This is a genomic window from Candidatus Edwardsbacteria bacterium RifOxyA12_full_54_48 (assembly GCA_001777915.1).
Taxonomy (GTDB): Bacteria; Edwardsbacteria; AC1; order AC1; family EtOH8; genus UBA2226.
Map to the genome: position 1 here is coordinate 384,587 of MFFN01000006.1, position 18,348 is coordinate 402,934.

General features: G+C 57.4%; 15 protein-coding genes and 1 tRNA gene. 1 reads left to right on the forward strand and 15 read right to left on the reverse strand.

All coding sequences use genetic code 11. The annotated features are described in order from the left end of the window. Positions 1-4: 4 nt before the first annotated feature. From A2273_01585 to A2273_01595, 3 genes are all read right to left on the reverse strand, one after another. Complete coding sequence (locus tag A2273_01585) at positions 5-1,204, reverse strand: electron transfer flavoprotein subunit alpha (protein OGF06923.1); 1,200 nt, start codon at positions 1,202-1,204, stop codon at positions 5-7. Between the two features lie 73 nt (positions 1,205-1,277). Then, the gene (locus tag A2273_01590; GenBank protein ID OGF06924.1) at positions 1,278-2,063 is read right to left on the reverse strand and encodes an electron transfer flavoprotein subunit beta; all 786 of its coding nucleotides are present in this window, start codon (positions 2,061-2,063) and stop codon (positions 1,278-1,280) included. A 112-nt stretch (positions 2,064-2,175) separates the two neighbouring features. Next, the gene (locus tag A2273_01595) at positions 2,176-2,526 is read right to left on the reverse strand and encodes a hypothetical protein (protein ID OGF06925.1); all 351 of its coding nucleotides are present in this window, start codon (positions 2,524-2,526) and stop codon (positions 2,176-2,178) included. A 142-nt stretch (positions 2,527-2,668) separates the two neighbouring features. Here A2273_01595 and A2273_01600 point away from each other — a divergent pair, with 142 nt between their 5' ends. Continuing rightward, positions 2,669-3,328, forward strand: a complete 660-nt coding sequence (locus tag A2273_01600; protein OGF06926.1) for a hypothetical protein — start codon at positions 2,669-2,671, stop codon at positions 3,326-3,328. A gap of 497 nt (positions 3,329-3,825) precedes the next feature. Here the strand turns inward: A2273_01600 and A2273_01605 are convergent, their stop codons facing one another. The 12 genes from A2273_01605 to A2273_01660 form a co-directional block, all read right to left on the reverse strand. Then, the gene (locus A2273_01605) at positions 3,826-5,193 is read right to left on the reverse strand and encodes an MATE family efflux transporter (protein OGF06927.1); all 1,368 of its coding nucleotides are present in this window, start codon (positions 5,191-5,193) and stop codon (positions 3,826-3,828) included. A gap of 313 nt (positions 5,194-5,506) precedes the next feature. Continuing rightward, complete coding sequence (locus tag A2273_01610) at positions 5,507-6,679, reverse strand: hypothetical protein (protein OGF06928.1); 1,173 nt, start codon at positions 6,677-6,679, stop codon at positions 5,507-5,509. A 182-nt stretch (positions 6,680-6,861) separates the two neighbouring features. Then, positions 6,862-10,950 carry a DNA-directed RNA polymerase subunit beta' gene (locus A2273_01615; GenBank protein OGF06929.1) on the reverse strand — a complete coding sequence of 1,363 codons (4,089 nt, stop codon included), beginning with the start codon at positions 10,948-10,950 and terminating at the stop codon, positions 6,862-6,864. Between the two features lie 3 nt (positions 10,951-10,953). Continuing rightward, positions 10,954-14,733: a DNA-directed RNA polymerase subunit beta gene (locus A2273_01620; GenBank protein ID OGF06930.1), complete on the reverse strand. Its 3,780-nt coding sequence runs from the start codon at positions 14,731-14,733 to the stop codon at positions 10,954-10,956. 213 nt (positions 14,734-14,946) lie between these two features. Then, positions 14,947-15,324 (reverse strand): 50S ribosomal protein L7/L12, encoded by a 378-nt coding sequence (locus A2273_01625; GenBank protein ID OGF06931.1) that lies wholly within the window; start codon positions 15,322-15,324, stop codon positions 14,947-14,949. 62 nt (positions 15,325-15,386) lie between these two features. Then, entirely contained in the window at positions 15,387-15,908 is a 522-nt protein-coding gene (locus A2273_01630) for a 50S ribosomal protein L10 (GenBank protein OGF06932.1), read from the reverse strand. Positions 15,909-15,918: 10 nt separating this feature from the next. Then, entirely contained in the window at positions 15,919-16,620 is a 702-nt protein-coding gene (locus tag A2273_01635) for a 50S ribosomal protein L1 (protein ID OGF06933.1), read from the reverse strand. A gap of 106 nt (positions 16,621-16,726) precedes the next feature. After that, entirely contained in the window at positions 16,727-17,152 is a 426-nt protein-coding gene (locus tag A2273_01640; GenBank protein ID OGF06934.1) for a 50S ribosomal protein L11, read from the reverse strand. Between the two features lie 31 nt (positions 17,153-17,183). After that, positions 17,184-17,714 carry a transcription termination/antitermination factor NusG gene (locus A2273_01645; GenBank protein ID OGF06935.1) on the reverse strand — a complete coding sequence of 177 codons (531 nt, stop codon included), beginning with the start codon at positions 17,712-17,714 and terminating at the stop codon, positions 17,184-17,186. Beyond that, positions 17,715-17,906: a preprotein translocase subunit SecE gene (locus A2273_01650; GenBank protein ID OGF06936.1), complete on the reverse strand. Its 192-nt coding sequence runs from the start codon at positions 17,904-17,906 to the stop codon at positions 17,715-17,717. A 52-nt stretch (positions 17,907-17,958) separates the two neighbouring features. Beyond that, positions 17,959-18,034: transfer RNA gene (locus A2273_01655), tRNA-Trp, on the reverse strand. An 11-nt stretch (positions 18,035-18,045) separates the two neighbouring features. Then, positions 18,046-18,195, reverse strand: a complete 150-nt coding sequence (locus A2273_01660) for a 50S ribosomal protein L33 (protein ID OGF06937.1) — start codon at positions 18,193-18,195, stop codon at positions 18,046-18,048. Between the last annotated feature and the right edge of the window lie 153 nt (positions 18,196-18,348).

The following is an 18,348-nucleotide window of genomic DNA, read 5'->3' on the forward strand; positions in this document are numbered from 1 at the left end:
TCTATTACTTTCCGCAGGTTTCCTGCAGTTTCTTGGTCAGGGCCGGAAGCACTTCGAAGACATCGCCCACTATCCCGAAACTGGCCACCTTGAAGATGGGGGCCTCGGGGTCCTTGTTGACGGCGATGATGCAGTCGGAGGACTGCATGCCCACCAGATGCTGGATGGCCCCGCTGATGCCGCAGGCGATGTACAGCTTGGGAGCCACCGTCTTGCCGGTCTGGCCCACCTGGTGCGAGTAGGGTATCCAGCCGGCATCCACCGCCGCCCGGGAGGCCCCCACCGCGCCGCCCACCGCCCGGGCCAGGGCCTCCACCAGCTTGAAATTCTCCGGGGCCTTCAGCCCCCGGCCGCCGGAGACTATGATGTCGGCCTCGGTCAGCTTGATCATGTTGGTGGCTTCTTCGACGACCTGGGCCACCGAGGTGCGGGAGGCCAAAGCGGCTTTGTCGTATGATTTTTTGATGATCTGGCCTTGGCGGGTTTTATCACACTCGGCCTCCTTCATCACCTTGTGCCGCACCGTGGCCATCTGGGGCCGGTGGTTGGGGCAGATGATGGTGGCCATTATATTTCCCCCGAAGGCCGGACGGGTCTGGAGCAGGATCCTTCTCTCCTCGTCGATGGCCAAAGAGGTGCAGTCGGCGGTCAGTCCGGTGCGGGCTTTGATGGCCACTTTGGGGATCAGGGCCCGGCCGATGGTGGAGGCGCCGCCCAGCACTATCTCCGGCTTATACTCCTTGATCAGGGATGCCATGATCCTGGCATAAGGCTCGTCGCAAAAATGCTCCAGGGCCGGATCGTCGGCGGCATAGACCTTGTCGGCCCCGCGCTGGATCAGATCCTGGCAGGCCGGGCCGATGTCCTTGCCCATGATCACCGCGGCCAGCTCCACCCCCAGGGCATCGGCCAGCTTGCGGCCCTCGCCCATCAGCTCGTAGGAGATGCTCTGCACCTGGCCGTTCTTCTGCTCGGCGAACACCCACACCCCTTTGAAGCCCGAGATGTCGGCCTTCTCCACCGCATCCTTGCGCAGCAGGATGGCATCGAAGCCGCAGGAGGCCACGCAGGCCCCGCACAGGGTGCACTTGTCGTCGTCGATGACCGCCAGGTTGTCCTGCAGGCTGATGGCCCCGTAGGGGCAGGAGGCCAGGCAGGCCCCGCAGCCCACGCATTTGTCTGGGATTATCTCTATATCGCTCATTTGGCTCCTTACTTTTCTTAGCCTCACCCTTCCCTCTCCTAAAGCATTAGGAGAGGGGCAGGGGAGAGGTCTGTCAGATTATTTGCTGTTCTTTCAGTCCGTTGACCACCTTCTCCACCGCTTCATTGATATCGCCCTGCAGGATCACCCCTCCCGAGCGCACCGGCGGCGTGAAGATCTTCACCACGTTGGTGGGCGAGCCGTTCAGCCCGATGTTCTTCTCGTCGGCCGCGATATCGGCGGCCTTCCAGACGGTGGGCTGGAACGATTTGGCCCTCATCTTGCCCTTCAGCGACGGCAGGCGCGGTTCGTTGATCTCCTTGACCACGGTGAACATGGCCGGCAGGGAGGTGTCCACCACCTCGTAGCCTTCCTCGGTCATCCGCCACACCCGGGCCTTTTTATCGTCGATCTGCTCGATCTTCTTGACGTAGGTCACCTGGGGAATGTCCAGGAATTCGGCCACGCCGGGTCCCACCTGGGCGGTATCGCCGTCGATGGCCTGCTTGCCGCACAGGATGACATCGGCCCCGCCCATTTTTCTGATACCCATGGACAGGGTGTACGAGGTGGCCCAGGTGTCGGCCCCGGCAAAGGCCCGGTCGGAGAGCAGGACGGCGTCATCCACCCCCATGGAGATGGCTTCTCTCAAAGCATCGATCACCTGGGGCGGCCCCATGGAGATTACGGTGACCTTGCCCCCCAGCTTCTCCCGAAGCCTCAGGGCCTCCTCGATGGCATACATGTCGAAGGGATTGATGATGGAGGGCACCCCCTCCCGGATCAGGGTGTTGGTGGCCGGATCTATCCGGACATCGGTGGTGTCCGGCACCTGTTTGATACAGACGACGATGTTCATAATCTTTTATTATCTATTGAGTTATGGGTTTATAAATTTAATACAGGCATTGATTTTATCATAAAATTTAGAGGGTGTCAATTATAATAAAAAAAGCCCCCTCCCGGGGGCTTCACTTGCCATTGGCACATTTTATAAGTTCTTTTATACAAACGCTTGCGGAGCGGATTATGTGATATTTTTGTTTTTCCAAAATTATGGCTATTTTTTGAATTTCTTTTGTTTTAATAGTAGTTTCGTTCTTTTTGAACTGTTTGTCATCAAACAAATCTTTTAAAGATATGTTCAGCGCCTTGGCAATTGCTTGAGCGCTTTCTATTGACGGGTTCCTTTGACCCCGTTCTATGGCCCCTATATAGGTATTATCCAAGCCGGAAAGTTCGGCCAGTTTTTCCTGGGTAAACCCTTTGGCCTTTCGTAAATACCTTATTTTTTGGCCCAATATTTTGCTGATTTTGCTCATGGCTACCCCTAATATAGACTGTCAGAGTTTACCAGAATAGCCGATAATTAAAAAGTGTCTATTGTCGTTATTTTGTTATTGACAAATACGACTATTGGGCGTATTATTATCAAAATACAAATTTAAATATTGGGAGGGGGAAATGAAAAAGCTGATTATTATCGCCATTCTGCCTATTTTAATTATAGGATGTTCAACAACGCGTGTTATGAAAATAACAACTTCAGAACCGGATGCAAAGATATATGTGGATAATGAGCTTAAGGGTACTGGGGCAGCTTCTGTGCCTATAACAGAAAACGAAAAGGTTATTACACGCATCGAAAAACAAGGCTATGTTACATGGATTGGAACATTCTCAAATTTAAAAGGAAAACAATTTCAATATAAAAACAATATTATTCTAGATAAAGACCAAGCCTTTGACGCTTCTATTCAATCGGATATGGCTAACGTTGATTTTTCTCAAGTTGTTAATAAAAAATTAACCGAAGGACAAGCTTGGAAGTTAGTTAATAATATTGTTACTAATTATTTTGATGAAGTTGAAATATCCGACAAAGCCACTGGCTATCTTAAGACCAACTGGGTTGTTACCCCTTTTAATAGCGGGAAAGTCCGGACTAGGATCATAGTTAAGGGCGGTAGCGACGAACCTTTGACTTATAAAATTAAACTTGTAAGCGAACAAACAAATGATCCAAATGCCAGCGTAAAAGAAGATGAAAAATTCAAAACATGGGATAGGGTTTTAAAAAAGTATCGTGATGTAATTCAAGAATTCCAAACACGGCTAAAATAAGGCAAACAAATGAAAAATATTATAACGAAGGATGAATACTGCAAAATAAGCTCAAAAAGGGGATTACCATTTAGGTGCCCCGTTTTGAATAACTGTATGCGAAGGGCAAATACAATATTGTTTTTTAGCTATTATGATAAAATTGGAATTAAAGACCCTATCGCTTATTTAATATCAGCGGGGGAACTGACCAACGATTTTAGAAACAATTATTTACCCGAAACATGCGAAGCATCATCTTGTTCAAAAAGTAAAGATGTTTTTTATTTTAATAATGTTTGCCCCGAAGTAAATTTGTTTGATGACACACATGCACCACCATTCGCTCAAGGCATAGCCTGTATCTCTGGTTCACACATAGATAGAACAACCAAGCTTAATAAATTTAGGCATTACTCTGAATGTCCCGAATATTGTGCAAATCAAAATATTAGATAGTTACCTATTATCAGTAAAAAAGGGCTGCTTTTCAGCAGCCCTTTTTAATTTTCAAGCGGTCACTCCACCGCCGGCGTTTCCGGATGCATCACCAGGGCCGGGGCCGCCGGCTCGATCACCCTCATGCCCTTCCACCTGCCGCCCAAAAAGCGGAAATAGAAGGCCAAACCCAGGGCCACCACATAGACCGAAGCGATGGTCCAGGAAACGTATATCCCGGCCTTCATCACCACGATGGCCAGATAGCTGGGGATCGACAGCAGCCCCAGGGACAGGGCCAGCACCATGTACATCACGAACTTGGTGTCGCCGGCTCCTTTGATGGCCGAGGAGAAGATGATGTTGAACCCGTCGAACAGGGAATAGATCGCTACGAACCGCAATAGGATAATTGTGGTCCGTCGGATGTTTTCAAACCGGGCCGGATCGGCCTTGGCGGCGAAGGGCATCAAAAAAAGATCGGGCCAGAAGAAATACAGCAGGGCCACCGCCGCCATGTAGATGAAGGTCAGGTGGAAGGCCGAGTAGACGCTGCGGCTGGCGGTTTTGGGGTCTTCCCCGCCCAGATACTGGCCCACCAGCACCGAGGTGGCGATCCCGAACCCGATCATGGGCATGAAGGCCAGGGTGTTGACGTTGAAGGCGATGTTGGAGGCCGCCAGGTTGTCGCTGCCCAGCCGTCCCACCAGCAGGATGAAAAAGGTGAACCCGGCCATGTCCACGAAGAACTGGATGCCGTTGGGAAACCCGAATTTCAGCAGGGACCCGAACCGGGTCTTGTCGAACCTCCATCCGCCCAGGGTGTTGTAGATCCGGTTATACTTGGGCCGGAAGATCAGCGCTGCATAGGCCGCCACCGAGAACACCGCCGAAAATACCGTGGCCCAGGCCGCCCCGGCCATCCCCATCTCGGGGAATCCGCCGTGTCCGAAGATCATCAGGTAGTCGAAGACGATGTTGATGGCGGTGGCGGCGATGTTGACCCACATCACCGGCACGGTCTTTCCCAGGCCGGAATAGAAGCCCGACAGGGCCGAGGCGGCCAGGGCCGGCAGGGCCCCGGCGCACAGGATGGCAAAATATACCGCCTCGTTCTTCTGCACCAGCGGTTCGTGTCCCACCCACCGGAAGATGTCGCCGGCCCAGGGTATCAGCAGCAGGGTAAGCAGACCTCCGATGGCGGCGATGTAGATCCCCTGCCAGATCATGGGGCCGATCTGTTTTTCCTGCCTGGCCCCGTAATACTGGGCCACGAAGGTGCTGACATACCCGGCGGTGCCCAGGAAGATGCACATCAGGGCGAAGTTCAGCATGCCGGCCGGCATGGCCGCGGCGATGGCCTCTGGGGAATACCAGGTCAGGAACATCCGGTCCACAAAATGCTGGACCGACCACGAGGCGGTGCTCATGATCAGCGGCAGGGCCATCACCAGGACCTCGCGGTAGCCTCCGGGGGAACGCCAGCGGGATTTTACTCGAGTGAGGATAATTAATTTTCCTTTATGATGCAAATAATATATTTATGCTGACATCAAGTTATGGTCATTTATGACCATTGATGATTAACCAGCGATATCATTAATGGTATCGCTGGGCATCCACCAAGGCCGGCTTAAGCTGGCCTACCATAAGTAAATCCCTAAAATCAAATCAGCAATTGCGTTTATATTGCTACTATCTTTACGCTTTTAACCTCCCCTATCCCCTCCTTGATCAAGGAGGGGATTTAAGGGGTGGTGTTCACTCTATGGCCATAAAGGCGCACTTGAGATACTGGGTCTCCTTGCTGGCCAGCAGCACCGGATGGTCCTTGGCCTGGTGCCGGAACTCCAGCAGCTTGATGGTCCGTCCGGCGTCCCGGGCGGCGTCCACCAGCATCACCCGGAACTGCTCCTCTTCTATATGATAGGAACAGGAGCAGGACACCAGGATCCCGCCCCGCGGCAGGAGCTTCATGGCCCTTAAGTTTATCTCCTTGTAGCCCTTGAGGGCCGGCTCCACGGATTTCTTGTTTTTGGCGAAGGCCGGGGGGTCCAGTATCACCAGATCGTACTTGACATCGGATTCGGACATGATCTTCAGCTCCTGCATCACATCGGCCTTGCGGAACCGGCAGGTCTGCTGCAGGCCGTTGAGCCCGGCATTTTTTGAAGCCATCTCGATGGCCGGTTCCGATATGTCCATCCCGGTGACCTCGGAGGCCCCGCCGGCCGCCGCGTTTATGGCAAAGGCCCCGGTGTGGCAGAAGCAGTCCAGCACCGTCCGGCCCTGGACATAGGGATGCAGGGCCGCCCGGTTGTCCCGCTGGTCGAAGAACCAGCCGGTCTTCTGGCCGTGCATCAGGTCGGCCGAGAATTTCAGGCCGTTCTCCTCGATGATCACCTCCGGCCTCAGCCGGCCCTGCAACTCTCCGATGGCCGGGGCCAGACCCTCCAGCTTGCGGGAATAGCTGTCGCTACGCTCGTAGATGCATTCCGGATCGAACTGCTCCTTGAGCGATTCCACCACGAACTCCCTGCGGCAGTCGGTCCCCAGCGACATGATCTCCAGCACCAGCTGCCGGTCGTAGCGGTCGATTATCAGCCCCGGCAGGCCGTCGGACTCGCCGTAGCACAGCCGGTAGAATTTGGATCCGGGATAGAACCTCTGCCGCAGGTCGTCGGCCTGCTTCAGCCGTTCCCTGATCAGCTCCCGGTCGAATTCCCGCCGCTCCCGGGAGTAGATCCGGACCGAGATCAGCGAATGGGGGTTGTAGAAACCGCTGCCGATCAGGTGGCCCCGGGAGTCGGACACCTGGACGTCCTCGCCGGGATACAGCCTCTCCGGCATTTTCCAGATCTCGTTGGAGAACACCCAGGGATGCCCGGCCTTGATCCGGCGCTCCTGGTTCTTGCGCAATAAAATTGTTTTCATGATCTGATTATATCCTGTTTTAAAAATATTAGCAATTTGGTGTATTGTAAGGATAAACTCCGGCACAAAGTTCGCACAACCTTATTTTAAATATCCTCTTGGCGCACTTCGCGTCTTGGCGTTTTGTCGGTTATATGCAGAATGAAGAAGGCCGGCATGAAGCCGGCCTTCTGTGCAGTATCCTATTCCTCGTCTTCATCGAATTCCGGCTCTGCCGCCGGGGCCGGGGCCAGCTCCTCCTCGTCCTGGCTCTGCTGCTCCACGATCTTAAGGTTGCGGTAGCGCTTCAGTCCGGTGCCGGCCGGGATCAGCCGGCCCACGATGACGTTCTCCTTCAAGCCCAGCAGGAAGTCGGTCTTGCCCTGGACCGCGGCCTCGGTCAGCACCCGGGTGGTCTCCTGGAAGGAGGCCGCCGAGATGAAGCTGGAGGTGGAGAGGGCCGACTTGGTGATGCCCATCAGCAGCGACTGGAAGGTGGCCGGCCGGCCGCCTTCGCGCATCACCCGCTCGTTCTCGTCGCGCACCTGGATCTTGTCCACCTGGTCCCCCTCGATGAAGATGGCGTCGCCCGGGTCCTCGATCTTTATCTTCTGCAGCATCTGGCGGACGATCACCTCGATGTGCTTGTCGTTGATGTGCACTCCGTTCAGACGGTAGACCTCCTGGATCTCGTTGACCAGGTACACCTGGACCGCGCCGGGCCCCTTGATCCGCAGGATGTCGTGGGGATTGATGGAGCCCTCGGTCAGCTTCTCTCCGGCCCGGACCCGGTCTCCCTCCCTGACGTACAGATGTTTGCCGTGGGGTATCAGGTAGGCCCGTTCCTCGTCGTTCTCGTTCTTGACGATGATGGTCCGCTGGCCCTTGGAGATCTCGCCGAACTTGACCCGTCCGTCGATCTCGGTGACCACAGCGGGATCGGTGGGTTTGCGGGCCTCGAACAGCTCGGCCACCCGGGGCAGGCCGGCGGTGATATCGCGGCTCTTGGATATCTCCCGCGGGGTCTTGGCCAGGAATTCGCCGGCCGTGATATTCTGGCCTTCCTGGACCATGATCCGGGCCCCTATGGGGATGGGGTAGCTGGAGCGCACCTTGCCGCGTTTGTCGACGATATTTATATGCGGATACAGGCTCCGGTCCTTGCTCTCGATGACCATGGGCCGCCGCATGCCGGTGATGTCGTCGAATTCCTCGGAGATGGTGACGTCGGGCACCATGTCGGCCAGCTGCACCGTGCCGGTGTGCTCGGCCAGTATGGCTGCGGTATGGGGGTCCCATTCGAAGATGACGTCTCCCGGCAGCACCGCCGCCTTGTCCGCCACCTTCAGCACCGAGGCGTAAGGCACGCTGTAGCGGGTCTTGACGTTGTTCTTCTCGCCGTGCAGGATGATCTCGCCGTCCCGGTTGATGGCCACCACCTCGCCCGATTCCATGGTGACGGTCTCCAGACCCTTGAACTCCAGGGTGCCCGGGATCTTGACGGTGACCTTGGACTGAGCCGCGATGCGGGACGAGGTTCCGCCGATGTGGAAGGTCCTCAGGGTCAGCTGGGTGCCCGGCTCGCCGATGCTCTGGGCCCCCATCACGCCGATGGCCTCGCCCATGTCCACCAGGTGGCCGGTGCCCAGGTTGCGCCCGTAACACCTGCGGCACAGACCGCGCTTGGCCTCGCAGGTAAGCACCGAACGGATCTTGACCTTCTCGATGCCGGCCTCCTCGATCTCCTCGGACGCCTCCTCGTTTATCTCCTGGCCGGCTTTTGCGATGATCTCCCCGGTGATGGGGCTGACCACGTCCTCCATGGCCACCCTTCCCAGGATGCGGTCTTTGAGGGTCTCGATGATGTCCTCGCCCTCTTTTAAGGCTCCGCGCTCATCGCCCAGAATGGTGCCGCAGTCGTCCTCGGTGATGATGATGTCCTGGGCCACATCCACCAGCCTCCGGGTCAGGTAGCCGGCCTCCGAGGTCTTCAGGGCGGTGTCGGCCAGGCCCTTCCGGGCTCCGTGGGTGGAGATGAAATATTCCACCACCGTCAGCCCCTCCCGGAAGTTGTTCAGGATGGGGGTCTCGATGATCTCCTGTCCGGTGAAACGCTTCTGGGGTTTGGCCATCAGGCCGCGCATGCCGCCCAACTGCCGGACCTGCTCCCGGGTGCCCCGGGCCTCGGAATCGAACAGCATGAAAACCGGGTTGAAGCCTTTCTTGTCTTCGGCCATGCCCTTGAGCAGGCTCTCGGTGACCTGGTTGTTGACGTGGGTCCAGGTGTCGATGATCTTGTTATATCTTTCGGTGTCGGTGATGACCCCCTTGCGGTACTGGCCCTGGATCTTCTCCACCGACTCGATGCCCTTGTTGATCAGGGCCTGTTTCTCGGAGGGAACGATGATGTCCGACAGGCTGATGGTCACCCCGGATTGGGTGGCGTACTTGAAGCCTATCTTCTTTATCTCGTCCATGAACATGGCGGTCTTGTAGCTGCCGATCTTGCGGAAAGAGGCCATGGCCAGTTTGTCCAGGGCTTTCTTGACCATGGTATCGTTGACGAAGCCCAGCTCCTTGGGCACGATCTGGTTGAACAGCACCCGCCCCACGGTGGTCTCTATGATCCGGCCCTCCAGCCTCAGCTTGATCTTGGCATGGATGTCAACCACCTCGTTATGATGGGCCAGGATCACCTCATCCTGATGGGCGAACACCTTGCCCTCGCCCTTGGAGTCGGCCCGGGGCTTGGTCAGGTAATAACAGCCGATGACGATGTCCAGCTTGGGAGTTATCACCGGTTTGCCGGAGGCCGGCAGCAGGATGTTGTTGGACGAAAGCATCAGGGTGGCCGCCTCGATCTGGGCTTCGTAGGACAGCGGCACGTGCACCGCCATCTGGTCGCCGTCGAAGTCGGCGTTGAAGGCCGCGCAGACCAGGGGATGGATCCGGATGGCCTTGCCCTCGATCAGCACCGGTTCAAAGGCCTGAATGCCCAGGCGGTGCAGGGTGGGGGCCCGGTTCAGCAGGACCGGATGCTCCTTGACGATATCCTCCAGGATCTCCCAGACGCCGGGCTTCTCCTTCTCCACCAGCCGTTTGGCCCCCTTGACGCTCTGGACGTAGCCCTTCTCCTCCAGCTTTTTCAGGATGAACGGCTTGAAAAGCTCCAGGGCCATGCTCTTGGGAAGGCCGCACTGGTATGGTTTCAACTCGGGACCGACCACGATCACCGAACGTCCGGAGTAATCCACCCGCTTGCCCAGCAGGTTCTGGCGGAACCGGCCCTGTTTGCCGCGCAGGATGTCGGACAGGCTCTTAAGCTCACGGTTGCCCCGGCCCTTGATGGCCCGGGAGCGGCGGCCGTTGTCCAGCAGGGCGTCCACCGCCTCCTGCAGCATCCGTTTCTCGTTGCGCAAAATGATCTCCGGGGCCCGCATGTCGATGATCTTCTTCAGGCGGTTGTTGCGGGTCAGCACCCGGCGGTACAGGTCGTTGAGGTCGGAGGTGGCGAAGCGCCCTCCCTCCAGCGGGACCAGGGGCCGCAGGTCCGGGGGGATCACCGGCAGGATGTCCATTATCATCCACTCCGGACGGTTGCCGGACTGGCGCAGGGCCTCCACGATCCGCAGCCGCTTCAGCAGGTCCTTCTTGCTCTCTACCGAGACCTCGCGCCTCAGGCCCACCTTCAGCTCGGCCGAAAGGTCGTCCAGGTTGATCTCCCTCAGCAGGTCGCGCACCGCCTCGGCCCCCATCTTGGCCACGAATTCCTTGCCGAACTCCTCCTCGGCCCTGGTGCACTGTTCCTCGTTGATCAGGTCCTTCTTATGGTGGCTGCTGGCGCCCGGGTCGATCACTATGTACGATTCGTAATACAGCACCCGCTCCAGGTCCCGCATGGTAACCCCCAGCAGCTGCCCCACCCGGCTGGGCAGGGATTTGACGTACCAGATATGGGCCACCGGCACCGCCAGCTTGATGTGCCCCATCCTCTCCCGGCGGACCTTGGAAAGGGTGACCTCCACTCCGCAGCGGTCGCAGACCACGCCGCGAAAACGGATCTTTTTATATTTTCCGCAGTTGCACTCCCAGTCCTTGGTGGGCCCGAATATCTTCTCGCAGAACAGCCCGTCCCGCTCCGGCTTGAAGGTCCGGTAGTTGATGGTCTCAGGCTTGGTGACCTCTCCGTAGGACCAGGACATCACCAGTTCGGGGGAGGCCAGACCGATCCTCATGGAATCGAAATTATAATTTTCCTGTTCGGCCGGAATGTTTTTTCTTGCTTCAGTCATGGCTTATTCCTCCTTCCTTAATTGGATATCCAGGCACAGTCCCTGCAGTTCCTTGACCAGCACGTCGAAGGATGCCGGGGTTCCGGGCTCCGGGAGGTTCTCTCCCTTGACGATGGCTTCGTATACCCGCTGCCTCCCCTGGACATCGTCGGATTTGACGGTCAATATCTCCTGGAGGGTGTAGGCCGCGCCGTAGGCCTCCAGAGCCCAGACCTCCATCTCCCCGAAGCGCTGGCCGCCGAAGTGGGCCTTGCCCCCCAACGGCTGCTGGGTGATCAGGGAGTACGGTCCTATCGACCGGGCGTGGATCTTGTCGTCCACCAGATGGGACAGCTTGAGCATGTACATGACGCCCACCGTCACCGGCTCGTCGAAGGACTGGCCGCTCCGGCCGTCGAACAGGGGAACCTTGCCGTTCTCGGGCAGTCCGGCCCGCTGCATCTCCTCTATCACCTCGGAGATGGAGGCTCCGTTGAACACCGAGGTGGCCACCTTGAAGCCCAAAATTTTGGCGGCCCATCCCAGATGGGTCTCCAGGATCTGGCCCAAGTTCATGCGGGAGGGAACCCCCAGCGGATTGAGTATCATATCCAGCGGCCGGCCGTCCGACAGATAGGGCATATCCTCCACCGGGACGATCTTGGCCAGCACCCCCTTGTTGCCGTGGCGCCCGGCCAGCTTATCGCCCACCATCAGCCGGCGCTTGCGGGCCACGAAAACCTTGACCAGTTTGATGACATCGGCCGGCAGCTCGTCGCCCCGCTCCACCTTCTCTTTCTCTATCTGGATGTCGGCCTGGACCGATTCGATGGCTTTCCGGGCGGACTCCACCAGCTTGACGGCCTTCTGATTGAGGGCCTTATCCTCGCAGATCTCGCCCAGTTCCTCCAGGTCCACGAACTTGATGTCGTGCAGCACCGACTCCGACAGCCGCTGTCCCTTGCGGGCGATCAGTTTTTCGCCGTGCTTGAGGGTGATGTTGCAGATCTGGTCCGACAACAACTCCCGGATCCGGCGGTCGCGCTCCACTTTGATCCGGTCGATCTGCTTCTTGGCCTCCTTCTGGATCTCCTCTATCTTTCTCTTCTCCTCATGGGAGGAGCGGCGGTCCTGGCTCTTGCGGGAGAAGACCTTGACGTCGCACACCACGCCATCCATGCCGGGAGGGGCCTTAAGCGAGGTGTCCTTGATGTCTCCGGCCTTATCGCCGAATATGGCCCTTAACAGTTTTTCCTCGGGAGTGGGTTCGGTCTCGCCCTTGGGGGTGACCTTGCCCACCAGGATATCGCCGGCCTCCACCCGGGCCCCTATCCGGATGATGCCGTTCTCATCCAGGTCCTTGAGGGTGTCCTCGCCCACGTTGGGTATCTCCCGGGTGATCTCCTCCGGACCCCGCTTGGTGTCCCGGACGAAACACTCGAAGCTCTCGATATGCACCGAGGTGAAGCGGTCCTCCTTGACCATCCTCTCGCTGATGATGATGGCGTCCTCGAAATTGAACCCGGCCCAGGGCATGAAGCCCACCAGGCAGTTGACCCCCAGGGCCAGCTCGCCCTGATCGGTGGATGAACCGTCGGCGATCACTTCGCCCTTCTTGATGGTATCGCCTTCTTTGACAATGGGCCGCTGATTGATGCAGGTATCCTGGTTGGAGCGCCTGAATTTTGTAAGATGGTATATATCCAGCTGGCTGTCCTTTAAAAAATCCACCTCTGCCACATCCGGGCGGGAGGGCCGGATATAGATGGTATCGGCGGTCACCTTCTCCACCATTCCGTCCCGGCGGCACTGGACCATGGTTCCGGAGTCAACCGCGGCCTTGCCCTCCAATCCGGTGCCGATGATCGGGGATTCGGTCCGCAGCAGCGGCACCGCCTGGCACTGCATGTTGGAGCCCATCAGGGCCCGGTTGGCGTCATCATGCTCCAGAAACGGGATCAGGGCGGCCGAAAGGCTCACCAGCTGCTGAGGGGAGACATCCATATAATCCACTTCCGGGGGCTTTACCCGGGGGAAAATCTCCCGGTGCCGGCAAAGAGCCAGATCCACCGCCAGCCGGTCCTTGTCATCGATGGCGGTGTTGGCCTGGGCTATGGTGTATTGGTCCTCGGTATTGGCCGATAAATATTCGATCTCCCCGGTCAGTTTCCCGCCCTTGACCTTGCGGTAGGGGGTCTCCAGAAAACCCAGGTCGTTGACCTTGGCGTAGCAGGCCAGGCTGGCGATCAGTCCTATGTTGGGGCCTTCAGGAGTTTCGATGGGACACAGCCGGCCGTAATGGGTATAATGCACGTCGCGCACCTCGAAGCCGGCCCTCTCCCGGGTCAGGCCGCCCGGCCCCAGGGCCGAAAGCCTCCGCTTGTGCCGGAGTTCGGCCAGCGGGTTGGGCTGGTCCAGGAATTGTGACAGCTGGGAGGAGCCGAAGAAGGTATTGATGGTAGAGGAGATGATCCTGGAGTTGACCAGATCATGCGGCGTGATGGCATCGCTGCCGTCCCACAATGACATCCTCTCCCGGGCCATCCGGGCCATCCGGGACAGGGCCACCGAGAACTGCGCGGTCACCAGCTCGCCCACCCGGAGCACCCGGCGGTTCCCCAGATGGTCGATATCGTCGATCATCCCCTGATTGGCCCGCAGGCCCAGCAGGTAGCGGATGACCTCCACGAAATCCTTGGGGCTCAGCACCGTGCTGCTGGAGAGATCCATCTCCAGACGGCGGTTCAGCTGGTAGCGCCCCACCCGCTTCAGATCGTAATGCTTGCGATCGAAGAACAGGCGGTCGATGACGCTTTTGGCCAGCTCCGGGCTGATGGCATCGCCGGGATGGAGGATGTTATATATCTTGGACAGGGCATCCTCCTTGACGCCCTTGTTGTTGTCGGCCAGCATGGTCCGGGGAATGATGGCTGAATCCTTGGTCGGATCTATGGCCACCACCTGGACGCTGTCGATCTTGGCCAGCCGCAAAGTGGCCAGTATCTCCGGGGTGACGATGTGGCCGGCCTCGGCCAGCACCTCGCCGCTCTTGGGCGCCACCACATCGCCGAAGAGATACCTCCCCAGTATCTGCTTGTCGGCGCTGATGGGCAGGCTCTCCCCCTTATGGAACAGGCCCAGGATATCCTTGTTCTGGGGGAAGCCCACCGCACGCAGCAGCAGGGTGGCGTGGAATTTGCGGTGTTTGTCTATGGAGACCCACAGCAGGTCCTTGGGATCGATCATGAATTTGATCCAGGAGCCGCGGTAGGGAATGATCTCTGAGGTGTAGATGCGCTTGCCCGAGGGATGCGACTTCTCGGCAAAGAACGCTCCGGGGGAACGGTGCAGCTGGCTGACCACCACCCGCTCGGCTCCGTTGATGACAAAGGTGCCGATATCGGTCATCAGGGGAAGCTCGCCCAGAAAGACCTCCTTCTCCACCACTTCCTTGGGGGGGGCCTTGGGATCGGAGGTGTCTTTGACCACCAGGCGCAGCACCGCTTTCAGCGGGGCGGCGTAGGTCATATCGCGGTCATGGCACTCCGGAATGGCATAGCGCGGCTTGCCCAAGCTGTAGGAGACGAACTCCAGCGACAGCCGGTTCTGGGGATCCTCGATGGGGAAGATCTCGTTGAATATGGCCTGCAGGCCCTCGTTTCTTCTCTTGGCGGGAGGGGCATCCTCCTGGAGGAAATCCTTGAACGAACTGACCTGCATGTCCAGCATATTGGGCAGTTGAATGCCCGATTGGATCTTGGAATAGTCTTTTCTCTTTACCTGCTTCAAGGTGGTGCTCCTTATTAGGCTTAACGGACCGACCGGCGGGAAACTCCCCCGGTGCTGAAAAATAATCGACCCGGCTAAAGGCCGCTAAAAACAGCGTTTGATGGAACCGCTTAATCTCCCGGCACCACATCCGGGAACGGCCCCATCAAACGCACTGGGGACAGGAGGCCGGAGGCAACCACTGCCTCCGGTCCCCCGTTTATGTGTCGATTAAAAAATAATCTGGGATTACTTCAACTCTACGGTAGCCCCGGCGGCCTCTAAGATGTCCTTGATCTTCTTGGCCTCGTCCTTGGCGACGCTTTCCTTTACCGGCTTGGGGGCGCTCTCCACCAGGTCCTTGGCTTCCTTCAGGCCCAGGCTGGTGATGCCCCGGACTTCCTTGATCACCTGGATCTTCTTGTCCCCGCTGGAGACCAGGATCACGTCAAAGCTGGTCTTTTCCTCGGCCGGAGCGGCTGCGGCGCCCGGCATGGCGGCCATGGCGGCCATCGGGGCGGCGGCCTTGACGTCGAATTTTTCTTCCAAAGCTTTGACCAGTTCCGAAAGTTCCAGTACGGTCATGGATTCGATAGCTTCCATTATGGTTTGTTTCTTGTCCGACATTTTACAATGCTCCTTTTTATTCCTGATTGTTTTTTATTTTCTTTTGGCTTTTTTAAAAACGGTTACTTGGCTTCCTTCTGCTTGGCTATGGCATCCACCGTGCCCACGAACTTCTGGATGATCCCGCCCAGGGCCCCCACCAGGCCGGTGATCGGGGACTGCATGGCGGATAATATCTGGGATATCAGCACTTCGCGGCTGGGCAGCAGGGCCAGCTGCTTGACCTGTTTGACATCAACCACCTTGCCCTCAACAACGCCCATCTTGACCGAGGGTTTGTCGTCGTCCTTGGCGAACTCCACCAGGATCTTGGCCGGAATGATGGGGTCCTTGACGCCGAAGGCCAGTCCGGTGGGGCCGGTCAGGTAATCCAGCAGCATCTCCATCCCGGCGTTCTTGGCCGCCAGCTGGGCCAGGGTGTTCTTGACCACCTGGTATTCCACCGAGGCATCCCTCAGTTTTTTCCGCAGTTCGGTGGCCCGGACCACATCCAACCCCGTGAAATCCGTCAGGTAGATGGCCTTGGCTGTTTTCATCTTCTCGGTCAGTTCCTGGACTATCTTTTCTTTTTCTTGTTTTATCATCGTTTAGTCCTCACTTTCCTGTATTGGCCAGCTCGGTCAGAGCGATTTTGACCCCGGGGCTCATGGTGGCCGATATCGACAGGCTCTTGATGTAGGTCCCCTTGGCCGATGACGGCCTGGCCCGGATCACTTCATTGACCACCGCCCTGGCGTTGCCCACCAGCTTGTCGGTCTCGAAGGATTTCTTGCCCACCGGAAGGTGCAGATTGCCCTGCTTGTCCAGCCGGTATTCGATCTTGCCGCCCTTGGACTCCTTGACCGCCTTGGCCACGTCGAAGGTGACGGTTCCGGTCTTGGGGTTGGGCATCAGCCCCCGGACGCCCAGGATCTTGCCCAGCTTGCCCACCTGGCTCATCATATCGGGAGTGGCGATAGCCACATCGAAGTCGGTCCAGCCCTCGGTGATTTTTTTGATCAATTCTTCGGAGCCGAAATAATCCGCCCCGGCATCCCGGGCCTCGATCTCCTTTTCGCCCTTGGCGAAGACCAGCACCCGGACCTTTTTGCCGGTGCCGTGGGGCAGCAGGACCGTGCCCCTTAGGTTCTGATCGGATTTCTTGGGATCAAGCCCGGTCTTCATCGACAGTTCCATGGTCTCGTCGAACTTGGCATAGGCCGCCTGCTTGACCATCTCCATTGCCTCGGCCAGGGTGTATTCCTTGACCGCTTCAATTTTTTTGAGCGAGTTGTTGTACTTTTTCCCTCTTTTCATCTTCCTCCTTTCTGGTTACTAACGAAGACAGCGCGGGTGACCCCTGAAATCCCACCCTGGCTCCTCCCAGCGGGATTGGTGTTTTAACTTATATCTAGTCGGTTGATTAATTGCCTATCTCTATGCCCATGCTGCGGGCGGTGCCCTTGACCATCATCATGGCGGCCTCCACATTGGCGGCGTTCAGGTCGGCCATTTTCTTGGTGGCGATCTCCTTGACCTGGGCCTCGGTCACCGTGCCCACCTTATTGCGGTTGGGAACACCGGAGCCCTTGGCCAGCCCGGCAGCTTTTTTAAGCAATACCGCGGCCGGCGGGGTCTTGGTGATAAAGGAAAATGACCGGTCCTTGTATACCGTGATCACGCAGGGGATGATCAACCCTTCCTGGCCGGAGGTCTTGGCGTTGAACTGCTTGCAAAATTCCGGGATATTGACGCCATGCTGTCCCAAAGCCGGGCCCACCGGGGGCGCCGGATTGGCCTGTCCGGCCGGAACCTGTAGTTTTACCATTGCGGTTACAATCTTTGCCATATCTTCTCTCTTGGTTTATTGTATTTTTCTGTCACAGACTGTTTATCTGCATGGAATCGAGCTCCACCGGGGTGGTCCGCCCGAAGATGGTCACCATCACCCTGACCTTTCCGTGTTCGCTGTCTATCTCTTCGATGAGGCCGGTAAAACTGGCGAACGGCCCGTCGATGATCTTGATGGTCTCGCCCTTCTGGTAGGGTATCACCACCGGCCCCTGACGCTTCTCCCCATCCATCCGGGATATCAGGCGCTGGGCCTCGGAATCCCTCATGGGTTGTGGTTTGCGCCTGGTGCCCAGGAAGCTGGTTACTCCGGGGGTGGTGGAGACAACGTTCCAGACCTCGTCGGTCATGTCCATCTCCACCATCAGATAGCTGGGAAAGAGCTGTTTGGCTGTGGTCTTCCGACGCCCCTTCTTGATCTCGGTGACATCCTCGGTGGGTATCAGCACCCGTCCGATCTTGTCCTGAAAACCATAGCGCAGGGCCGCCGACTCCAGAGCCGCTTTTACCCGGTTCTCGTGTCCGGCGTAGGTATGTATGACGTACCAGTGCATTGCCATTTAAAATCGGCCCAGAAAGAATGTTAATCCTACCGACAGCAGCCGGTCGATGACCCCGATAAAAGCGGTCACCACCAGAGACACCACGCCCACCACGATGGTGGACTGGACCAGTTCGTCGCGGCTGGGCCAGCTGACCTTGGTAAACTCGACCCTGACGTCCTTTACGAACTGTACTATTTTATTGAACATAATCTGGTCTTCCCTTCGTTTGTTCCGATCCCTTTTTTACTAAAAACCGGAATGGCAGGCCAGGAGGGACTTGAACCCCCAGCATCCGGTTTTGGAGACCGGCGCTCTACCATTGGAGCTACTGGCCTTCGCCTTTGGATTATCTGGTTTCCTTATGAGCGGTATGCTTTTTGCAGAACCGGCAGTATTTCTTATACTCCACCCGGTCGGGGTGTTTGCGCTTGTTCTTGGTGTTGTTATAATTCCGGCGTTTGCAGTCCACGCAAGCCAAGGTGATTATCTCTCGCATTTCATTATCCGATTCTTTAATTTCCGATTAACTACTTGCCTGTTTGCGGTTTTTCAAACAGTTATTCCATTATCTCGGTGACGGTTCCGGCGCCCACGGTGCGGCCGCCCTCGCGGATGGCGAACTTCAGGCCCTTCTCCATGGCGATGGGGG